Genomic DNA, 20,084 nt, shown 5'->3' on the forward strand with positions numbered 1-20,084 from the left:
GGCTTTTTCTTGCTTTCCGAAAACGCCGCATCGGTTATGCTCACAACGTAGGCCGTTCATCCGGACCGCTGCTGATCGGTCCATTCCCATTTCCGGAGAAATTCGTTGCCCTCAGCGTCCGACAGCGCGTCTGCCCCCGCCGGCGCATCCTTCGAGCTGATTGCCTGCCACGAATGCGATCAGCTGCAGCAACTGCGCTATCCGCCCGCTTCCCGCATCGTCCGCTGCTGCCGCTGCGGCGGCGTCGTCTACCGCTATCATCCCGACGCACTGAACCGCACGCTGGCGCTGACCGTTGCCGCCCTGCTCCTGTTCATCGTCGCCAACGCTTTCCCCATCGTCGCGATCGACATGCAGGGCAATGTGCTGTCGACCAGCATGCTCGGCGCCATCGAGCACCTGTGGTCGACCCATGTCCCCGTCGTCGCGATCATGGTCGCGCTGACCACGCTGGTCGTACCGACGCTGACGATGCTGCTGCTCGTCTACGTGCTGGCACCGCTTCAGCTCGGCTACCGGCCGCCCGGTGCGCCGGCGCTGCTGCGGCTGCTGCACCTGTCCCGGCCCTGGGGCATGATCGAGGTCTACCTGCTCGGCATTCTGGTCTCGATCGTCAAGCTGATGGCCTATGCCTCGGTGATTCCCGGCGCCTCGCTGTGGGCGCTGATCCTGCTGATCCCGCTGATGGCGGCAATGATGGGCACGCTGCATCCCGACCAGATCTGGCGACGACTGGAGCAGCTCGCATGACCACCGCGCGCCGGATGCGTCTGGCCGGCTGCCACGAATGTGGCCAGCTTTCCCGCCTGCCGCAACAGCACGGCCATTGTCCGCGTTGCGGTGCCGCGCTGCATTTCCGCAAGCCTGCCAGCCTGGCCCGGACCTGGGCTTATCTGATCGCGGCGATGATCCTCTACATCCCGGCCAACACACTGCCGATGATGATTACCGGCTCGATCGTCGGCACCCAGTCGGACACCATCCTCAGCGGCGTCGTCTACCTCTGGACCTCCGGCGACTGGCCGATTGCCGCACTGGTGTTCTTTGCCAGCATCATGGTGCCGCTGCTGAAGATGATCGCCATCCTGTTGCTGCTGATCACCTGCCAGCGGCGTTCGCGCTGGCAACCGCAACAGCGGATCAAGCTGTACCGCCTGGTCGAGTTCGTCGGTCGCTGGTCGATGCTCGACATCTACGTCGTCACCATCCTCGCCGCCCTCGTCCAGGTGCAGTCGCTCGCCTCGATTGCCGCCGGCCCGGCCGCCGTCGCCTTCGCCGTCGTCGTCGTGCTCACCATGCTGTCGGCAATGAGCTTCGACCCGAGGCTGATCTGGGATCCGCTCGACGACGGACAAGAACAAACTGGAGAACCCCATGAGTCAGAACACTGAGACCGATCCGGTCCAAGCGCTGCCGACGGCCACCGAAGACCCGCCGAAAAAACGTTCGCTGCAGCTGGTGTGGATCATCCCCATCGTCGCGGCCCTGATCGGTGGCTGGCTGGCGGTCAAGGCCGTCCTCGATCGCGGCCCCGAGATCACCATCACCTTCCGCACCGCCGAAGGCATCGAGGCCGGCAAGACCAAGCTCAAGTACAAGGATGTCGACATCGGCCTGATCAAGCACGTCGTGCTGGCGCCGGATCGCCAGTCGGTGATCGCCACCGCCGAGCTCGCCAAGGACACCGACAGCATGCTGGTCAAGGACACCCGCTTCTGGGTGGTGCGGCCGCGCGTCGGCGTCGGCGGCGTGTCCGGCCTCGATACGCTGCTGTCCGGCGCCTACATCGGCATGGACATCGGCAAGAGCAAGGACAGCCAGCGCCACTACACCGGGCTCGAGTCTCCGCCCATCGTCACCGCCGGGCTGCCCGGCCGGCAGTTCGTGCTCAACACCGCGCAGATCGGTTCGCTCGACGTCGGTTCGCCGATCTACTACCGGCGCATCCTCGTCGGCCAGGTCACCGGCTACCAGCTCAACCCGAACGGCAAGGGCGTGACGATGAACATCTTCGTCAACGCGCCCTACGACAAGTACGTGACGCTGAACACCCGCTTCTGGCAGGCCAGCGGCCTCGACGTCAGCCTCGACGCCAACGGCTTCCGGGTACGGACCGAGTCGCTGGCCAGCATTGTCGCCGGCGGCATCGCCTTCCAGGAGCCGAACGACAGCAGCGACACCGCACGCGCGCCGGAAAACGCCGCCTTCCGGCTGTTCTCCGACCAGGTGCTGGCGATGAAAACGCCGGAAGCGGACGCCGAAACCTTCGTCATGTTCTTCCAGGAAAGCCTGCGCGGCCTGTCGGTCGGCGCACCGGTCGATTTCCGCGGCATCGTCGTCGGCGAGGTCAAGTCGATCAACCTCGAATACGACCCGAAAGCCAAGAACCTGCTGTTCCCGGTCGAAGTCTCGATCTATCCGAACCGGCTGAAAGCGCGCTACCGCAAGGGTGCTTCGGCGCCGGTCGATGCCCGTGACGACAAGCATCACAAGGTCATGGATGCGCTCATCGATCACGGCTTCCGCGCCCAGCTGCGGACCGGCAACCTGCTGACCGGCCAGCTTTACGTCGCGCTCGACTTCTTCCCGACAGCCAGCAAGGCCAAGATGGACTGGAGCGAAAGCCCGGTGGCGATTCCGACCACGCCGGGCAGCTTCGGCGACATGCAGAATACCGCAGCCAGCATCCTCAAGAAGGTCGACAACATCCCGTTCGACGGCATCAGTCAGGACCTGCGCAAGGCGCTGCAGAATCTCGACAGCACGATCGACCGTGCCAACAGGCTGGTCGACCGGCTCGACGGCGACGTCGCGACCGAGGCGGCCAAAACGCTGACCCAGGCCAAGGCCACGCTGGCAACCGCGCAGCAGGTCATGGTCGAGGGCTCGCCATTGCAACAGAACATGAGCAGCACGCTGCAGGAGGTTCGCCGTGCCGCCGAATCGCTGCGCAACCTGACTGATTATCTCGAACGCCATCCCGAGTCGCTACTGCGCGGCAAACCGGAGGAGAAACCATGAAACGCCTTACCCGTACGCTCGTCGCCACCGGCCTCGCCGCACTGATCGTCGCCGGATGCGCCAGCGCGCCGGCCAACTATTTCTACAGTCTCGGCAGTTCGGCGCTGGTCGATGCGCCGGCGATCGGCGGCGGGACCAGTGTCCCGGTAGCCATCGCCTCGGTCACCGTGCCCGAGGCGGTCGACCGCCCGCAACTGGTGGTACAGCACGCTGGCGAGCTGCGCATCCAGGAGCAGCGACGCTGGATCCAGCCGCTGCGTGGCGATCTCGCCGCCGCACTGGCCGAACAACTGGGCCGGCAGATCGGCGCCCCGGTTGCGACGCCGTCACAGGTCGCCGGCAGCGAAGCGAAGTTCCGCCTCGCGGTCGACGTCCAGCGCTTCGATTCGGTCCTCGGCGGCAGTGCAACGATCGACGCGCTGTGGCGCATCACCGATGCAAACGGCAAGGCCGTCAAAAATGGCCGCTTCAGTGCCAGCGAAGCCGCCAGGGACGCCGGCTACGATGCGCTCGTGGCCGCACATGGCCGCCTGGTCGCCAGGATGTCGCAACAGATCGGCGGCGAACTGAAGCCGCTGCTCGCGACGCCGGCCGTCGGCAAATAGCCAAACCAGCGTACACCGGCCAAGAAAAAGGCGCCCGTCAGGGCGCCTATTTGCCGTACGGAAACGTTCAGGGGCGATCGACTGCGTAGGCCACCAGCGTTTCCAGCGACACCGAATCGAGAATGGCCTCGTCGGTGGCGGCCAGCACGATCGGCGGCGCATGGCCGGCCAGCAGCGCTTCGATCCAGCGCGCGGCGCAAACGCACCAGTGGTCGCCGGGCCGCAAGCCACTGAACCCGTATTCGGGTCTGGGCGTACTCAGGTCGTTGCCCTGCTCGCGCGAAAACGACAGGAAGTCGTCGGTGACGCGGGTACAGACGGTGTGCTGTCCCGGGTCCTCGGCATGCTCGGCGCAACAGCCGTCGCGCAGGAAACCGGTCAGCGGGTCGAGGCTGCACGGCAGCAGCGCGCCACCCAGCACGTTGAATCGGCCATCAGCCATTGCCCGCCCCTTCGCTGACCAGAGTCATCCCATCGTAGCCAACGACGACGCCAGCCGGCAGTCGGGCCGACAGAGCGTGGTATTCGAGCTCGTGCGTCATATGGATCAGTACGGTCTGTGTCGCACCGATCCGCGCTGCCGCGGCCAGCGCCTGTTCGACGCTGAAATGCGTCGGATGCGGGACATTGCGCAGGCAATCGAGCATCAGCACGTCCAGCCCTTCGAGCAGCGGCAGACTGTCTGCCGGAATCTCCGACACGTCGGTGAGATAGGCGACGTTGCCGACGCGGAAACCGAGGATGGGCCACTTGCCGTGCATTAGCGGAACGGGCGTGACGGTGACGCCGTGCACGTCGAACGGCGCGTGTTCGACCTCGTGCAGTTGCAGCACCGGCTTGTCCCAGTATTCGTTCGGCGCGAACAGCGTGTAGGGAAAGCGTTCGCGGATGTGCGTCAGCATCAGCCGGTTGCCGTACACCGGCAGCGGCGCTTTCTGCAGCCAGCACCAGGCGCGCAGGTCGTCGATACCGTTCAGGTGGTCGGCATGCGGATGGGTATACAGCACCGCATCGAGCCGCAGCAGGTTTTCGCGCAGCGCCTGCGAGCGCAGGTCCGGGCCGGTATCGATCAGCATCGTTTGCCCGCCGGCACGGATCACGGCCGAAGCACGGGTGCGCCGGTTGCGCGGGTCGGTCGACGTGCAGGTCGGGCAGGTGCAGCCGAGCGCCGGCGAGCCGCCGCTGGAGCCGACACCGAGTAGCGTAACCTCGACCCCCCCGCTCATGCTGCGGCCTGCGCCCTGGCAAACAGCTTGAAGAAATTCGCCGTCGTCGCCTCGGCGACTTCGGCTACCGGAATGCCGCGCAGGTCGGCGATATGTTCGCCGACGTGGCGCACCCACGCGGGCTGGTTGGTCTTGCCACGGAACGGCATCGGCGCCAGATACGGCGAATCGGTTTCGATCAGCATCCGTTCCAGCGGTACCAGTTTGGCGACTTCCTTCAGCTCCTCGGCCTTCTTGAAAGTGACGATACCGGAGAACGAGATGTAGAAGCCCAGTGCCATCGCCGCCTGCGCCACCTGCCAGCTCTCGGTGAAGCAGTGCATCACGCCGCCGACCGCGTCGGCCCCTTCTTCCTTGAGAATGCGGATCGTGTCGTCGGACGCCGAACGGGTATGAATGATCAGCGGCAGCCCGGTCTGCTTTGCAGCGCGGATATGCACGCGGAAGCGTTCGCGTTGCCATTCCAGATCGCCTTCGAGCCGGTAGTAGTCGAGCCCGGTTTCACCGATCGCGATCACCTTCGGGTGACGGGCCAGCTCGACCAGCCCCTCGACGGTCGGCTCGTCGACATCCTCGTAATCCGGATGCACGCCGACCGAGGCGAACAGGTTCGGCGCCGATTCGGCCATGGCGATCACGCTCGGCCACTCGGGCAGGTTCACCGACACGCACAGTGCATGGCTGACGCGGTTTTCCGTCATTGCGGCGAGCAGTTCCTCGCGGCGTTCGGCCAGTTCGGGAAAATTGATGTGGCAGTGCGAATCGACAAACATGGCTATCTCTTGAAACGGCACAGGGCTGCAATGCAGCCCTGAGTGTAAATCACTTGCGATGCGGATCGCGTCTACATCGTGTGCGTGGTCCGGGCGCTCTGCAGGTAACCGCCGAGCAGCCCTTCGATCTTGGCCTTGGCCTGCGCGCCGGCTTCGTTGCCGGAAAAACGCACGCCGATGCCCTGCTGATGGTTGTTGTGCGCGCCGGCGGGCGTCAACCAGACCACGTGGCCGGACACGGCAATCTTGGCCGGGTCGTCGAGCAGGGACAACAGCATGAAGACTTCGTCGCCAAGACGGTACGGTTTGCCGGTCGGAATGAAGATGCCGCCGCCTTTGACGAAGGGCATGTAGGACGCATACAGCGCGGCCTTTTCCTTGATGTTCAGCGACAGCACCCCGGGACGCGAGGGGGCCTGCTGGCGGAAGTCTTCGCTCATTGTCGCTCTCCCTTGAGCGCGGCGCCCTTCAGGGCCGCCAGGTAATCGTAAAGCAGCGCCTCGATGTTCAGGCGTGCGTTCAGCGGATGGCTTGCCAGTCTGCGCGCGTCGATCAGGCGCTCGGCATAGCGCGGCAGTTGCGCGGCACGCGGCGCCAGTCGGGCCAGCGCCTCGCTGCGATCCGGATAATAACGGACTTTGCCGGCCATCGAGAATGCGACGAGGTCGTGTACCCATTTCTGCAACCAGTCGACGATCAGCGTCATTTCGACCTTGGCACGATCGTACTCGGCGGCCAGGCCGATCACGTCGAGCCCGCCGGGATTGGCCAGTGCGTCGAGCAGCTTCGTGCGCCACGGCAGCCATTCGGCCGATGCATCGTCCAGCGCCGCCAGCGGCGCCCCGCCGCTGTGGGCCAGATGCAGTTGCGGATTCACGACGCCCTGTTCGCCCAGCCAGCGTGCCGCGAGCTCCGGTGCCGGGGTCGGCAGCGGAAAGATCCGGCAGCGGCTGCGGATCGTCGGCAGCAGCCTGCGCCACTGGTGCGAGACCAGAATGAAGCGTGCGCCGGCCGGCGGTTCCTCGAGCGTTTTCAGGAAGGCGTTGGCCGCAGCGGTATTCATCGCCTCGGCCGGGTAGACCAGCGTGATCCGACTGCCGCCGCGGTGCGCGGTCAGGTTGACGAAGTCGCCCAACTCACGGATGTCGTCGACGGTGATCAGCGCCGATTTTTTCTTTGCCGGTTTGGCATCCTCGGCCGGCTCGTCGTCGGCATCCTGCGGCGCCAGCACGCGGAAATCCGGGTGGTTGCCGGCAGCGAACCAGCGGCAGCCATCGCAAACGCCGCACGGCGCGGCACTACGGTCGGCCGACTCGCACAACAGCGACGCCGCCAGCCGCTCGGCAAAGCGCCGCTTGCCGATGCCGGCTGCACCGGTCAGCAGCAGCGCGTGCGGCAACCGGGCGAGATTCGCCGTCAGCGCCCGCCACGGTTCGGACTGCCACGGGTACAGGCTGTAGTCGCTCATGCTTCGCCCCGCAGCCAGCGCGGCACGTCGATGGCCAGATCGGCCTGGATCGCCTCGATGCTGCGCGTGGCGTCGATCACCTTGACGCGCTGCGGATCGGCTTCGGCCCGCTGCAGATAGGCGGCGCGGACACGGGCATGAAAATCGGCGGCTTCCTGCTCGAAGCGGTCGAGCGCTTCGCGCCCGGCCATGCGTGCCAAGCCGACGTCCGGCGGCACATCGAACACCAGCGTCAGGTGCGGCTGCAACAGCGTTTCGCCGCGTTGTTGCACCCAATGCTCCAGCGCGGCGAACTTGGCCGGATCGAGCCCGCGTCCGCCGACCTGGAACGCCCAGGTCGCATCGGTAAAGCGGTCGCTGACGACCCACTCGCCACGGGCCAGCGCCGGCTCGATCACCGTCGACAGATGCTCCCGCCGCGCGGCGAACATCAGCAGCGCTTCGGTTTCCAGATCCATCGGCTCGGACAGCAACAAGGCGCGCAGCTTCTCGCCCAACGGCGTACCGCCGGGCTCGCGCGTCAGCACCGGCGCAATGCCGCGGCCGTTCAGCCAGTCGGCCAGCCACGCCAGTTGCGTGCTCTTGCCGGCGCCATCAACGCCCTCGACGCTGATGAAACGCGCCGGCAGCAGGCTCAGTTCGGAAAGGTGTTCGGACATGCGGCCGATTGTCTCACACCGTCGGAGCCCGCTCATAGCCGCATGCTCGCCAGGCGCCTCGTCCGACCGGGCCACGAAGACCTTGCCGGATTGCCAAGGAAATCCGGCGCAGCAGTACCGGCAAGAGGCCCTTTGGGGTCCGAAGCGCAGACAGTACAAACGTGTACGGCAAGCGGGTGCAACGCAGCCAGCGGGGTTTGATCAGCAGTCCGCCGGCTGGTCGCGGTACTTCTTCATCAGCCTGACATAGTGCGCAGCCGAATAGTTGAAGTGCGCCAGTTCGTCCTCGGTCAGTGGCCGGACCTGCTTCACCGGTCGGCCCAGATACAAGTAGCCCGATTCGAGCACCTTGCCCTGCGGCACCAGCGAGCCGGCACCGATCATCACCCGGTCCTGCACCACGACGCGATCGAGGATGATCGTACCCATGCCGACCAGCACCTCGTTGCCGATGGTGCAGCCGTGCAGGATCACCGCATGGCCGATCGTGACGCGGTCGCCGATGATCAACGGTGCCCCTTCCGGATCGTCCGGACGCTTGTGCGTCACGTGCAGCACGCTGCAGTCCTGCACGTTCGAATCGTTGCCGATGTGGATGTGGTTGACGTCGCCGCGCAGCACCGCGCCGGGCCAGACCGACGCATCGCGGCCCAGTTTAACGTCGCCGATCACCTGTCCGCTGGCATGCACCCATGCGCCGTCGTCCAGTTGCGGCGTGATCCCGTCGAATTGTTCGATTGCCATGACTATCCTTGAAATCGTGTCGTGGTTTGACCTTGAAAAGCATGCGCGCAAGGCGCATCTACGCTGTTACGACGATTCTACCCGAGACCTCACGATGACCCAGACCAACCCGCTGCTCGACCTGACCGGCCTGCCCCAGTACGACGCCATCCGCCCCGAACATGTCAATCCGGCGCTGGACGTCCTGCTCGAAGCGGCGCGGCAGGCGGTCGCTCAGGCCGAAACCGTCGAATCGCCAACGTGGGATTCGTTCGTCGCACCGTCGGAAGATGCGATGGAGCAGCTGGGCCGCGCCTGGGGCGCGGTCGCGCATCTGGAGTCGGTGGTCAATACGCCGGAATTGCGCGAGGTCTACAACGCCAACATCCCGCGCATCTCCAATTTCTATACCGAGCTGGGCCAGAACGAGCACCTCTACGCACGCTGGAAGCTGCTGGCCGCCAGCCCGGAGTTTGCAAACTACGACGAAACCCGCCGCACCATCGTCGAACACGCGATCCGCGACTTCAAGCTGTCGGGTGCCGAACTGCCCGATGATCAGAAAGAGCGCTTCATGCAGATCGAGGAGCGTTCGTCCGAATTGACGACGAAGTTCGCCCAGAACGTCCTCGACGCGACCGACGCCTTCGCACTGTATGTCGACAACGAAGCTGAACTCGCCGGACTGCCCGACGACTGGAAGGCCGCCGCACGCGCCGGTGCCGAAGCCGACGGCAAGGCCGGCTGGAAGGCCACGCTGAAAATGCCGAGCTACCTGCCGGTGATGCAGTTCGCCGAAAACCGCCAGTTGCGCGAGACGCTGTACCACGCCTACGTGACCCGCGCATCCGAGTTCGGTCCGGCCGAGCGCGACAACACGCCGCTGATCAAGGAAATCCACGCACTGCGTCAGGAAGGCGCGCAGATGCTCGGCTTTGCCAGTTTCAGTGAGGAATCGCTGGCGACCAAGATGGCCGAAACGCCGGCACAGGTGCTTGGCTTCCTGCGCGACCTTGCCGCACGTGCCAAGCCGCACATGCAGGCCGACCGTGCCGAAATGGAAGCGTGGGCCAAGACCAGGCTGGGTTACGACACGCTGGAAGCGTGGGATGCCGGTTTCGTGTCGGAACGCATCCGCGAGGAAAAGTACGCGTTCAGCGAACAGGAAGTGAAACAGTACTTCACCGAACCGACGGTCCTCGACGGGCTGTTCCGTCTGGTCGAGCAGTTGTACGGCCTGCAGTTCGTCCCGGGCACGGCGCCGGTCTGGCATCCGGACGTACGTTTCTATGATCTGAAGAACAGGGACGGCTCGCTCGTCGGCGGGCTCTACCTCGACCTGTACGCCCGTGAAGGCAAGCAGGGCGGCGCATGGATGAACGATGTACGCGGCCGGCGCAAACTGGCCGACGGCTCGGTCCAGACGCCGGTAGCGCTGATCGTCTGCAACTTCGCCAAGGGTGTCGAGGGCAAGCCGGCGCTGCTGCCGCACGACGACGTCATCACCCTGTTCCACGAAACCGGCCATGCGCTGCATCACCTGCTGACCGAAGTCAACGAGCTGTCGGTCTCGGGCATTTCCGGCGTCGAATGGGATGCGGTCGAGCTGCCGAGCCAGTTCATGGAGAACTTCGCCTGGGAATGGCAGGTGCTGCCGCAACTGACCCGGCACATCGACAGCGGCGCCTCGCTGCCGAAGGCGCTGTACGACAAGATGCTGGCCGCCAAGAACTTCCAGTCGGGCTCGGGCATGCAGCGCCAGCTGTATTTCTCGATCTTCGACATGGCCTTGCACGGCAACACCGGCGAAGTCGACCCGCAAACCGAGGCGCTGCAGATCCAGCAGGAACTCGGCATGCCGACACCGCCGGACTACAACCGTTTCCCGCAAAGCTTCAGCCATATCTTTGCTGGCGGTTACGCGGCCGGTTACTACAGCTACAAGTGGGCCGAAGTGCTCAGTGCCGATGCCTACGCGGCATTCGAGGAAGCCGCAAAAACCAGCGGCAACGTCGTCGATGCCACCGTCGGCGCCCGCTTCCGACACGAAGTCCTCGCCCGCGGCGGCAGCCGCCCGGCGCTGGAAAGTTTCACCGCCTTCCGCGGCCGCAAGCCGGAAATCGATGCGTTGCTTCGGCACAACGGTCTGGCGGAGCAACACCGGCAAAACACCTGAAGCAGCATTTTTCGGAAAAGCAAGAACGGGCGCCAGATGCGCCCGTTTTTCATGAAATTCTTACAAACAAACCTTGAACAACCTAGAAGGTCATTCAAGGTTTGTTTGAAAAATGGCGAAAATCCTCGCTATGATCGATCCCCAATTCAATTGCAACGACGATCCTCTCGAATTTCTTACAAAATGAAAACAACTGAAATTGCAGCACGAGCACTGCGCCATTTGCCGATCGTGCTGAGCGCCGGTCTTCTGGTCGCTTGTGGTGGCGGTGGCGGTAGCGGTGACTCCGGAGCCCCTGCACCAATTCCGACGCCTGCACCGACCCCGACACCGGCTCCCACTCCGTTACCCGCAGGCATGGTGCCTGTCGTCGACAATACATTCGGCACCGACTGCACAGGTTCGGACTGTGGCGCCACCAGTGCGACCAGTTACTCAGGCAGCGGTGTCGGTATGTGGCGCTATTCGAACCGGAGCAACGCCGTCGCAACGGTCCCCGTCACACTGGACAATGTGGGGGGCAAGACGCTGACCATGGTGTTCAGCAACGAAACCGGTGCGGATGTCATCATGCCGCAGGTCAAACTGTCATCGGTTTCGGTCCCCCTGGGCTCATATGCGCAGCAAAAGAGTACACCTGAGCTGGGTGATGGCAACGCGATACCTGCCAGCGTTCGCGGCTTCAAGCCCACCGGACTGTCACCTGCCACACCGCAAGTTTCCCGCAATATGATCGAAGTGCCTCCCCCCGCCAAGGCCGTGGTGGGCGACTTTCAGGACTGGAAGTACCTTGACGCAACCGATACCGATCAGACGGCGCGCGCTTACCTGAAATCGCAAACCCAGACCAGTGACGGCCGATTGATCAACATATGGGTGCAGGGCAGCGAGTTCGGTACGAATCCGGCGACCCAGATCACGCAGGTGATGGCCGACCAACTGGCGGCAAAGTTCGGCAACGGCAGCAATTCGGTCTATTCGCTGGTCACGACCCTCGCCGGCCAGCCATGGGGACCGCATCCGTATTCGAACCTGATTCCCGCAACAAGCAAAGACATCAATATCGTGGTGGTCAACTTTGCACCCGACGGCAAGGCTGGCGGTCTGCTCGGCTATTTCTATGCGCGGAACAACTTCACGACCGCATCGCAGCCCAAATCCAACGGGGCATTGGCGTTCTTCATCGACTCGGAAACCCTGTACAAGGGCGGAGATACCGGCGTGAAGGCCATCACCAGCACCTTGGCGCACGAGTTCGTGCATATGATCAACTTCTACCGGCGTGGTGTCCTGCTCGGGAGCGACTTCATCTACGACACCTGGCTTGAAGAAATGACCGCGATGATGATGGAGGACGCGATCAGCCAGAAGCTTGATCCGAGCTACAACCCGATTCGTGATTCGCGCTTTCCGGGCTGGTTGCAAAACGGCGGCTACAACTGTGCACTGACCAGCTGGAACGACAACAACGGCAGCAACTGCTTCAGCTACAGCATTGCCGGCAGTTTCGGCGGTTTCCTGCTGCGCCAGTATGGCCTCAATTTTTACCTTACCCTGTTGAACAGCGCCGTCTCCACCGATTCGGTCCGTCTGGTCGATGCAAGCATCAGGGTCAACGGCGGCCTCGGTTTCAGCGATGCATTCCGTCGTTGGGGTACTTCGATTGCACTGATGCCCGCCGCCGGCACACCGCTGTCCTTCGGTTATCCGGCCCGATCCGACAACGGTGGACTGATGACCTTACCGGCGCTGAACGGTCCGGACTACACCAGCATGCGCGCAGCGGGTTTGCCCAAGGTCCTACCAACCACACTGAAGGCCTATTCCCACTTCCCGGTGGTACGGACCAATCTTGCGGCAACGTATTCTGAAAATGTCACCGTTCCGCCAGGCACGACCTTGTCGGTCATCGTCAACTGATCCCCGCCTCCGCCATGAACGGGGGCATACAGGAGGTATACCCATGCGCCAATGGCAAATTCCAACGGCTCTGGCTGCCGGATTGTTGACCGTGGCCTGTGCGGCTCCGACGGTCCAGCTTGGCCAGCCCATGACACTGGAAGGCAAATTGGTCCTGAAGGGCAATGCGCCTTTTGTCGTGCCGGTGCTGCAAACCGCAAAGGGAAACTGGGAACTCCGCGGCCTCGCGGAACAGACCGCCGCTCGGTTGCAGAACAAGCAGCTGCAGGTCTCCGGTACGGTCAGTCGCCTGCAGCAGGGACCTGCGCTACCGCAACTCCAGGTCAGCAGCGTCAACGAACCAGGCCTGCAGTAGGCGGGTCCAGCCAAATGAACGGACCGCCAAGGCGGTCCGTTCTGCTTCATTCAGGCTTTTAATCGGGCTTAGCGTCAATCGGCCGCCACTCCGAATCCACCAGCCCCTCGATCGGCTTGTAGCGCGTCTTGTACGCCATCTTGCCGCACTGCTCGATCCAGTAGCCGAGGTACAGGTAAGGCAACCCGAACTGTCTTGCGAGACTGACCTGCCACAGCACGTTGTAGACGCCGTAACTCGCCCCCGGGACGTCCGGATCGTAGAAGGTGTAGACCGACGACATGCCGTCATCCAGCTGATCGATCAGACTGACCATGCGCAGCTGACCGGCCTCGCGGAACTCGACGAGAAAACTGGCAACGTTGCTTTTGAGGATGAAATTCTCGTACTGTTCGCGACCATCCTGATCCATGCCGCCGCCGGCATGGCGTCTGGCCTGATAACGCTGGTAGAGCATGAAGTGGGCATCCGAGTACTCGAGCCCGAGCAGTCGCGCGCGCAGATCACCATGCCGCTGCAGCGCGCGGCGCTGGCTGCGGTCGGCCTCGAACTCGCCGACCGGAATCCTGACCGGTACGCAGGCCCGGCAGCGGTCGCAATGGGGCCGGTAGACGAACTGGCCGCTGCGGCGAAAGCCGATCTGCACCAGCTGGCTGTAGCTCTGGGCATCGATGACTTCGGACGGCACCGCCACCTGCGAGCGCGCCAGCTGCTCGGGCAGGTAACTGCACGGATAGGGTGCGGTGGCGTAGAACTGCAGTTGCAATGACTGGATACGCGGGTTCATCTCGGTTCCCCCTGCGCCCGGTACAACCACGGTCCGGGTACATCTGGTTGGGCAGTAAGCTTTCTCAGCCTAGCAAGAAAATCGTCGCGCGGAATTTCCCGTCCGCCGAAGCGTGCCAGATGATCGGTCCGCATCTGGCAGTCGATCAGCCCGAACCCCTGCCCTTGCAGCCAGCGCACCAGATGGACGAATGCGATTTTCGACGCGTCCGGCGCCCGCGCGAACATCGACTCGCCGTAGAACATCCGCCCGATCGCCACGCCATACAAGCCGCCGGCAAGCTGGCCGTCGATCCAGCATTCGGCACTGTGTGCCAGCCCCTGCCGGTGCAGCTCGCCGTAGCCGGCGCGGATGTCGTCACTGATCCAGGTGCCGTGTTCGTGGCCGCGCGGGGCGGCACAACCGGCCATGACCGCATCGAACGCCGTATCGAAACGGACTTCATAAGTACGGTGACGGATGACCTTGGCCAGCGAGCGGCCGACGTGCAGTTCGTCGGGCACCAGCACCATGCGCGGATCGGGGCTCCACCACAGGATCGGCTCGTCGGGCATGTACCAGGGAAAGATGCCGCTGCGATAGGCGGCCAGCAGCCGCGCCGCGCCCAAGTCGCCACCGGCCGCAAGCAGGCCGTTGGGTTCGGCCAGCGCATGCGCAAGCGGCGGAAAACGCAGTGTCTCGTCAAGCCAGGCGATCATCAGGCCGAGCCGGTCCTCACTTCTTCTGCTGGCAGTCCTTGCAGATGCCGTACAGATACATCTCGTGATCCTGGATCTCGAAGCCGTGCGACTTGGCGATGGCCTCCTGGCGCAGCTCGATTTCCGGATCGCAGAATTCCTCGACCTTGCCGCACTTCACGCACACCAGATGGTCGTGATGCCCGCCCTGATTCAGTTCGAACACGGCCTTGCCGGTTTCGAAATGGTGGCGCTCGAGGATGCCGGCCTGCTCGAACTGCGTCAGCACCCGGTAGACGGTCGCCAGACCGATATCGGTGTGCTCGGCCATCAGCACGCGATAGACGTCTTCGGCCGAGAGATGGCGCTGTTCGCTGGTCTCGAACAGGTTGAGGATTTTCAGGCGCGGGCCGGTGGCTTTGAGGCCCATGCCCTTGAGTTCGTTGGCTTTGCTCATTGGGTTCCGTATCCGGGCAAGGTGTGTCGGCAAGGCTGCGGGGCCGGGCGACTATCGGTATGATATAGCGTTTACCGTGCCGACTCCAACCGGGTGCCGGCACACCGATTGGCTCATTTCCACGGATTGCAGGCTCCATGCAACTTCGCTTGATCGCCCCCCTGGTCGCCGCAGTGATGCTCAGCGGCTGCGGTGTCATGAACTGGCTGACCCCGTACAAACTCGACATTCCGCAAGGCAACGAAGTCACCGCCGATCTGGTCGGCCAGCTGAAGCCGGGAATGACCCGGGCACAGGTCCGCTTCCTGCTGGGTACGCCGCTGCTGACCGACCCGTTTCACGCCAACCGCTGGGATTACGTCTACAGCGATGCCCGTGGCGGCACGCTCGAAACGAAGAAAACCTTCGCGGTCTTCTTCGACGGCGACAGCCTGACGCGCTGGGAAGGCGAAACCCTGCCCGAAGCGGTCCGTGCCAAGGACGGCAAGATGCTCGATACGCGCCCGGATGCCGACAACAAGAACCTGCAAAGTGCCGTCGAGCCGGGTTCGGCTGGCGGCCCGACCCAGGAAGTCAAACCACTGCTGAAGGATTGAGGCCATGGCCATCCGTATTGCAATCGCCGGCGCTTCGGGCCGCATGGGCCGGATGCTGGTCGAAGCCACGCTCGCGGCTGCCGACTGCCAGCTGCACGCCGCGCTGGTCCGTCCGGGCAGCGACAGCCTCGGTCAGGATGCGGCCGCCTTTCTCGGCAAGGACTGCGGCGTTGCCATCGGCGCGGACCTGAAGGCGCTGGAAGGCGCCGACGTGCTGATCGACTTCACCCGCCCGGAAGGCACGCTGGCGCATCTGGCCGCCTGCCGCGCCTACGGCGTCAACATGATCATCGGCACCACCGGCTTCGGCGACGAAGAAAGTGCAGCGATCCACGCCGCCGCCGGCGACATCGCCATCGTTCACGCCTACAACATGAGTGCCGGCGTCAACCTGCTGGTCAAGTTGCTGGAAATTGCCGGCAAGGCGCTCAATGTCGGTTACGACGTCGAAGTCATCGAAATGCACCACCGGATGAAGGTCGATGCACCGTCGGGCACGGCGCTCATGCTCGGCGAAACCGTTGCCGAGGCCCAGGGCCGTACGCTCAAGGACGCGGCCGTGTACGCCCGCGAAGGCATCACCGGCGCACGCGAATCCGGCACGATCGGGTTTGCCACGCTGCGTGGCGGTGACGTGATCGGCGACCATACGGTGATCTTCGCCGGACTGGGCGAACGCATCGAGATCAGCCACAAGGCCAGCAACCGGACCATTTACGCTCAGGGCAGCCTGCGCGCCGCGCACTTCCTGGCTGACAAGACCAGCGGTTTCTACGACATGCAGGACGTACTCGGCCTGCGCTGAAGCCGTGACCGCCAGACGGGGCGCCTGCGGGCGCCCTTTTTCGTTGCCGGACTCAATCGCTTGGGATTCGCCGCACAATCCCCTACCATATGCGGGGTTATTTACCGACGGAGCCCTCCGATGTCGACAACCCGCTACCACCCGCTTTCCATCGGCCTGCACTGGCTGATGTTCCTCCTGTTCGTGGCCGTTTACGCGGCGATCGAACTCAAGGGTTTCATTCCCAAGGGCGAGCCGCTGCGTGCGCAGGCCACGTCGGTGCACATGCTGTGCGGCCAGCTGATTCTGCTGTTTGCCTGTGTACGGCTGCTGGCGCGCTGGCGCTTTGGCGCACCACCCGTTCTCGGCCACAGTGCGGCGCAACGTCTGGCCGCCCACGCCGGCCACCTGCTGCTGTATCTGGTGATGTTCGTCATGCCGCTGACCGGCATCGTCTTTACCCAGGCAGGCGGCCGCGAGGTCACCTTCTTCGGTCTGCAGCTACCGCATCTGGTCGCTGCCGACCCGGCCTTGAAAGCGTCGGTGAAGGCATTTCACGAACTGGTCGGCAATGCGGTGTACTTCCTGATCGGCATCCACGTCGCCGCGGCGGTCTGGCACCACGTGGTGCTGAAGGACGACACGCTGCGCCGCATGCGACCGTCGTCCCGCTAAAGCACGCCGGAAAGAAACAGGGCGCCGCATGGCGCCCCGCTGGAACGAGTCCGGCAGCTCCGTGACCGAAGGCATCCTGCTTTCACCCCGATCCCCGCCGGCAGGTTCCGGGTCGAACCGCAGTTCGACCGATGGCCGACTCAGCTTCCATCGGCTGAACGGAACGTTGGCATCACTCCGGCCCGCGTTCCGACCTACAGTTTCAACGTAGCATCAGACATTCAGTCCCGCCACGTATCCCGACGACCACGCCCACTGAAAATTGTAACCGCCCAGCCAGCCGGTCACGTCGACGACTTCGCCGATGAAGAACAGGCCGGGAACATCGCGCGCCATCAGGGTCTTGGAATTGATGCCTTTGGTGTCGACGCCGCCACGGGTCACCTCGGCTTTCTTGTAGCCGAGCGTCCCCGATGGCACTACCTGCCAGTCGGACAGTCGGTCGGCGATCTCGGCGATTTGTCTGGGCAGGTACTGTTTCAGCGGTTTGTTGTCGCCGAACTGCGCGGCCAGCGCCTGTGCAAACCGGCGCGGCAGCCGTTCTGCCAGCACCGTCGACAGCAGCGCATCGCGGCTGGCGCCGGCGAGGAATTCGGCCGGGCTCTCGTCCGGCATCAGGTCGAGGTGCACCGGCTCGCCCGGTTGCCAGTACGACGACACCTGCAGGATGGCCGGCCCCGATACGCCCTTGTGTGTCAGCAGCACGTCCTCGCGGAACCGTACCTTGCCGGCGCGGACCTCGGCGGATTCGAGCGCGACGCCGGCCAGCTCGCCCCACAGGTCCTGCGGCTGGAAGGTCAGCGGCACCAGCGCGGCGCTCGTCGGCACGATGGCCAGACCGAACTGGCGCGCCAGATCGTAACCGATGCCGGTCGCGCCGATCTGCGGAATCGACAGCCCGCCGGTCGCCACGACCAGCGATGCACAGCACCAGGTTTCATCGCCGGCGTCGACTTCGAAGCCGCCTTCGACCTGCCGGACCGCGCCGATTGCCGTACCCATGCGCCACGTCACACCGCCGCGGTCGACCTCGGCCTTGAGCATGTCGATGATCGCGCCCGAGCCCTGGTCGCAGAACAGCTGGCCCAGCGTCTTCTCGTGATAGGTGAGGCCGTACGACTCGACCAGTTTGATGAAGTCGTGCTGGGTGTACTGCGCCAGCGCCGATTTGACGAAGTGCGGGTTCTGCGAGAGGTAGCACTCCGGGCGGACGTTCAGGTTGGTGAAGTTGCACCGGCCACCGCCGGAAATGCGGATCTTCTCGGCCAGTTTGCTTGCATGGTCGATCAGCACGACGCTGCGCCCCATGGTGCCGGCCGTCGCCGCGCACATCATCCCTGCCGCACCGGCGCCCAGCACCACCACGTCGATTGTCTTGCGTTCCATCTGCACTCCCTTGCAAGCGGCGATTGTAGCCGCGTCGACGACGCTGCGGTTTACACTGATCGGATCCGCAGCCCGCACCCGCCAGAAGGACGCCCCATGACCTCGTTGATCCGCCGCTCCAGCCCCGAAGGCCAGGTCAAAAGCGGCCGCCTGCGCGCCGGGCGCGACACCGTCGCCACGCCGGACGAAGTGCTGGCCTTCTGGTTCGGCTGCCCGGACGACCCGGACTACCGGCAGCCCCGTGCCGCCTGGTTCCGCAAGGACCCGGTGTTCGACGCGGCGATCCGCCGGCGTTTTCTCGCCACGGTCGAGGCCGCGCTGGCCGGGCATTGTGACGACTGGCACACCGACGCCCGCCGCACCCTGGCCTTGGTCATCGTCCTCGACCAGTTCCCCCGCAATCTGTTCCGCGGCACGGCCAGGGCCTTTGTCGGCGACACCCTTGCCTGCCGCATCGCCCATGCCGCGGTCGACGCCGGCTGGCACGACGCACTGTCGCCGGTCGAACAGCTCTTCCTTTATCTGCCGTTCGAACATGCGGAATCGCTGGCCGACCAGGAAAGGATGCTGGCCCTGACCGCCGACTGGCAGGGCCACGACGTGCTCGGCGACTTCCACCGCTACGCGGTCCTGCACCACGAAGTCATCGCCCGTTTCGGCCGCTTTCCGCACCGCAACGATGTCCTTGGCCGAGCCTGCACGCCGGACGAGCTCGACTATCTGGCACAACCCGGCGCAGGGTTCTAGCGTGCATGCCGGCGTGACGCATCGGGGAAATCCGTTAGCCGAACGGGCAGCCCACCGGCATTTTTGACTGCAAATCAAGGGGGTATGCCCGGTAGAATGACGGAATCCCTCTGCCCGGAGTCCCCATGTACAAGGTTATTGCCTCCGACCTCGACGGTACGCTGCTCGACGGCGACCACACCGCCTCCGCCTTCACCGCCCGGACGATGCAGGCCCTGCAGGCGCGTGGCGTGCCGCTGATCATCGCAACCGGCCGGCACTATTGCGACGTACGCGGCATCCGCGCCGCTCTGGGCATCCGCGCCCACCTGATCACGTCGAACGGTGCACGCGTCCACGACCCGGACGACCGGCAGATGTACGCCAAGAACATTGCGCCGGCCATCGTTCGCGAAATGATGCAGCCGGAGTTCAGCGACGGCGCCACCGTCAACCTCTACCTCGATGAGGAATGGCTGATCGGCGCGCCGTGCGAATGGCTCAAGGACATGCACAAGGACTCCGGTTTCACGTACCGGATCGACGATTTGCCCAAGCACAGCGGCGAAGGTGTCGCCAAGGTGCTGTACATCGCCGAGCCGGAGCACCTGGCCAAGATCGAGGCCAAACTGTACGCGCGTTTCGGCCATGGTCTCTACATCACCTATTCGCTGCCCGACTGCCTGGAAATCATGGCACCGACGGTATCGAAGGGACATGCGCTGCAGGTGGTGCTCGATTCGCTGCAGCTGCAGATGGCCAACTGTGTCGCATTCGGCGATGGCCTGAACGATCTGGAAATGCTCGGCACCGCCGGTCATCCCTTCATGATGGGCAACGCCAACCCCAAGCTGGTGGCACTGCTGCCCGACGTGCCGCAGATCGGCCGCAACACCGATGCCGCCGTCGCCTTGAAACTGCGCGAGCTCTTCAAGCTCGAGCAGTAAACAGACCGGCGCGCTTGCGGCAACGCGGGCGCGCCGTCCCGGCGATATTCGTCGTCGGGGCGTACCGGCCGCCCGTCCCGTTCTGCACGCTCCGAACCGTGCCGAAGCCACCACGTTTTGCCA

The 20,084-nt window shown here is 64.3% G+C and carries 23 protein-coding genes; 12 read left to right on the plus strand and 11 right to left on the minus strand.

The window, feature by feature from the left end; translation table 11 throughout:
• Positions 1-105: 105 nt before the first annotated feature.
• From IE097_RS16915 to IE097_RS16930, 4 genes are read left to right on the plus strand one after another with little or no spacing between them, the layout of a single operon-like run.
• Positions 106-750, plus strand: a complete 645-nt coding sequence (locus IE097_RS16915; RefSeq protein ID WP_189462047.1) for a paraquat-inducible protein A — start codon at positions 106-108, stop codon at positions 748-750.
• On the plus strand, positions 747-1,391 hold the full coding sequence (locus IE097_RS16920) for a paraquat-inducible protein A (protein ID WP_189462048.1): 645 nt from the start codon (positions 747-749) through the stop codon (positions 1,389-1,391). The genes IE097_RS16915 and IE097_RS16920 overlap by 4 nt, the downstream gene beginning before the upstream one ends.
• A complete protein-coding gene (locus IE097_RS16925; RefSeq protein ID WP_189462049.1) occupies positions 1,375-3,021 on the plus strand; it encodes a PqiB family protein in 1,647 nt (548 codons plus the stop codon). Before IE097_RS16920 ends, IE097_RS16925 begins: the two co-directional genes overlap by 17 nt.
• On the plus strand, positions 3,018-3,626 hold the full coding sequence (locus IE097_RS16930; RefSeq protein ID WP_189462050.1) for a PqiC family protein: 609 nt from the start codon (positions 3,018-3,020) through the stop codon (positions 3,624-3,626). Before IE097_RS16925 ends, IE097_RS16930 begins: the two co-directional genes overlap by 4 nt.
• A 67-nt stretch (positions 3,627-3,693) precedes the next feature.
• On the opposite strand, the gene IE097_RS16935 is transcribed toward IE097_RS16930, so the two are convergent.
• From IE097_RS16935 to IE097_RS16965, 7 genes are all read right to left on the minus strand, one after another.
• On the minus strand, positions 3,694-4,068 hold the full coding sequence (locus tag IE097_RS16935) for a DUF2237 family protein (protein WP_189462051.1): 375 nt from the start codon (positions 4,066-4,068) through the stop codon (positions 3,694-3,696).
• Positions 4,061-4,852 carry an MBL fold metallo-hydrolase gene (locus IE097_RS16940; protein WP_189462052.1) on the minus strand — a complete coding sequence of 264 codons (792 nt, stop codon included), beginning with the start codon at positions 4,850-4,852 and terminating at the stop codon, positions 4,061-4,063. Before IE097_RS16940 ends, IE097_RS16935 begins: the two co-directional genes overlap by 8 nt.
• Positions 4,849-5,625, minus strand: coding sequence for a TatD family hydrolase (locus tag IE097_RS16945; protein ID WP_189462053.1), 777 nt, complete (start codon positions 5,623-5,625; stop codon positions 4,849-4,851). Before IE097_RS16945 ends, IE097_RS16940 begins: the two co-directional genes overlap by 4 nt.
• A gap of 71 nt (positions 5,626-5,696) precedes the next feature.
• Positions 5,697-6,065 (minus strand): PilZ domain-containing protein, encoded by a 369-nt coding sequence (locus IE097_RS16950; RefSeq protein WP_189462054.1) that lies wholly within the window; start codon positions 6,063-6,065, stop codon positions 5,697-5,699.
• Entirely contained in the window at positions 6,062-7,093 is a 1,032-nt protein-coding gene (gene holB, locus IE097_RS16955) for a DNA polymerase III subunit delta' (RefSeq protein WP_189462056.1), read from the minus strand. The genes IE097_RS16950 and holB overlap by 4 nt, the downstream gene beginning before the upstream one ends.
• Positions 7,090-7,752, minus strand: coding sequence for a dTMP kinase (gene tmk / locus IE097_RS16960; RefSeq protein WP_189462058.1), 663 nt, complete (start codon positions 7,750-7,752; stop codon positions 7,090-7,092). Before tmk ends, holB begins: the two co-directional genes overlap by 4 nt.
• A gap of 201 nt (positions 7,753-7,953) precedes the next feature.
• Entirely contained in the window at positions 7,954-8,496 is a 543-nt protein-coding gene (locus IE097_RS16965; protein WP_189462059.1) for a gamma carbonic anhydrase family protein, read from the minus strand.
• 94 nt (positions 8,497-8,590) lie between these two features.
• On the opposite strand from IE097_RS16965, the gene IE097_RS16970 reads away from it, so the two are divergent.
• Genes IE097_RS16970 through IE097_RS16980 form a run of 3 tightly spaced genes read left to right on the plus strand, consistent with a single transcriptional unit; the run spans position 8,591 to position 12,926 of the window.
• Positions 8,591-10,651 (plus strand): M3 family metallopeptidase, encoded by a 2,061-nt coding sequence (locus IE097_RS16970; protein WP_189462061.1) that lies wholly within the window; start codon positions 8,591-8,593, stop codon positions 10,649-10,651.
• A 36-nt stretch (positions 10,652-10,687) separates the two neighbouring features.
• Positions 10,688-12,571 (plus strand): M30 family zinc metallopeptidase, encoded by a 1,884-nt coding sequence (locus IE097_RS16975; protein WP_189462062.1) that lies wholly within the window; start codon positions 10,688-10,690, stop codon positions 12,569-12,571.
• 43 nt (positions 12,572-12,614) lie between these two features.
• Positions 12,615-12,926, plus strand: coding sequence for a hypothetical protein (locus IE097_RS16980; RefSeq protein WP_189462064.1), 312 nt, complete (start codon positions 12,615-12,617; stop codon positions 12,924-12,926).
• A gap of 58 nt (positions 12,927-12,984) precedes the next feature.
• On the opposite strand, the gene IE097_RS16985 is transcribed toward IE097_RS16980, so the two are convergent.
• From IE097_RS16985 to fur, 3 genes are read right to left on the minus strand one after another with little or no spacing between them, the layout of a single operon-like run.
• The gene (locus IE097_RS16985; RefSeq protein WP_189462066.1) at positions 12,985-13,713 is read right to left on the minus strand and encodes an arginyltransferase; all 729 of its coding nucleotides are present in this window, start codon (positions 13,711-13,713) and stop codon (positions 12,985-12,987) included.
• Positions 13,710-14,411, minus strand: a complete 702-nt coding sequence (gene aat, locus IE097_RS16990) for a leucyl/phenylalanyl-tRNA--protein transferase (RefSeq protein WP_189462068.1) — start codon at positions 14,409-14,411, stop codon at positions 13,710-13,712. The genes IE097_RS16985 and aat overlap by 4 nt, the downstream gene beginning before the upstream one ends.
• A gap of 16 nt (positions 14,412-14,427) precedes the next feature.
• Positions 14,428-14,847: a ferric iron uptake transcriptional regulator gene (fur, locus tag IE097_RS16995; protein WP_189462069.1), complete on the minus strand. Its 420-nt coding sequence runs from the start codon at positions 14,845-14,847 to the stop codon at positions 14,428-14,430.
• Positions 14,848-14,984: 137 nt separating this feature from the next.
• Between fur and IE097_RS17000 the strand changes: the two genes are divergently transcribed.
• The 3 genes from IE097_RS17000 (at position 14,985) to IE097_RS17010 (ending at position 16,902) form a co-directional block, all read left to right on the plus strand.
• Entirely contained in the window at positions 14,985-15,443 is a 459-nt protein-coding gene (locus IE097_RS17000; RefSeq protein WP_189462070.1) for an outer membrane protein assembly factor BamE, read from the plus strand.
• A gap of 4 nt (positions 15,444-15,447) precedes the next feature.
• Complete coding sequence (gene dapB, locus IE097_RS17005; RefSeq protein ID WP_189462072.1) at positions 15,448-16,248, plus strand: 4-hydroxy-tetrahydrodipicolinate reductase; 801 nt, start codon at positions 15,448-15,450, stop codon at positions 16,246-16,248.
• Positions 16,249-16,368: 120 nt separating this feature from the next.
• Positions 16,369-16,902 carry a cytochrome b gene (locus IE097_RS17010; RefSeq protein ID WP_189462074.1) on the plus strand — a complete coding sequence of 178 codons (534 nt, stop codon included), beginning with the start codon at positions 16,369-16,371 and terminating at the stop codon, positions 16,900-16,902.
• Between the two features lie 213 nt (positions 16,903-17,115).
• Here the strand turns inward: IE097_RS17010 and IE097_RS17015 are convergent, their stop codons facing one another.
• Positions 17,116-18,288, minus strand: coding sequence for a BaiN/RdsA family NAD(P)/FAD-dependent oxidoreductase (locus IE097_RS17015; RefSeq protein ID WP_189462075.1), 1,173 nt, complete (start codon positions 18,286-18,288; stop codon positions 17,116-17,118).
• 96 nt (positions 18,289-18,384) lie between these two features.
• On the opposite strand from IE097_RS17015, the gene IE097_RS17020 reads away from it, so the two are divergent.
• Together IE097_RS17020 and IE097_RS17025 are read left to right on the plus strand one after the other, a co-directional pair.
• Positions 18,385-19,035: a DUF924 family protein gene (locus IE097_RS17020; protein WP_189462077.1), complete on the plus strand. Its 651-nt coding sequence runs from the start codon at positions 18,385-18,387 to the stop codon at positions 19,033-19,035.
• 125 nt (positions 19,036-19,160) lie between these two features.
• Positions 19,161-19,961 (plus strand): Cof-type HAD-IIB family hydrolase, encoded by an 801-nt coding sequence (locus tag IE097_RS17025; RefSeq protein WP_189462078.1) that lies wholly within the window; start codon positions 19,161-19,163, stop codon positions 19,959-19,961.
• Positions 19,962-20,084: the final 123 nt, after the last annotated feature.

Source organism: Jeongeupia chitinilytica, assembly GCF_014652315.1.
Taxonomy (GTDB): Bacteria; Pseudomonadota; Gammaproteobacteria; order Burkholderiales; family Chitinibacteraceae; genus Jeongeupia; species Jeongeupia chitinilytica.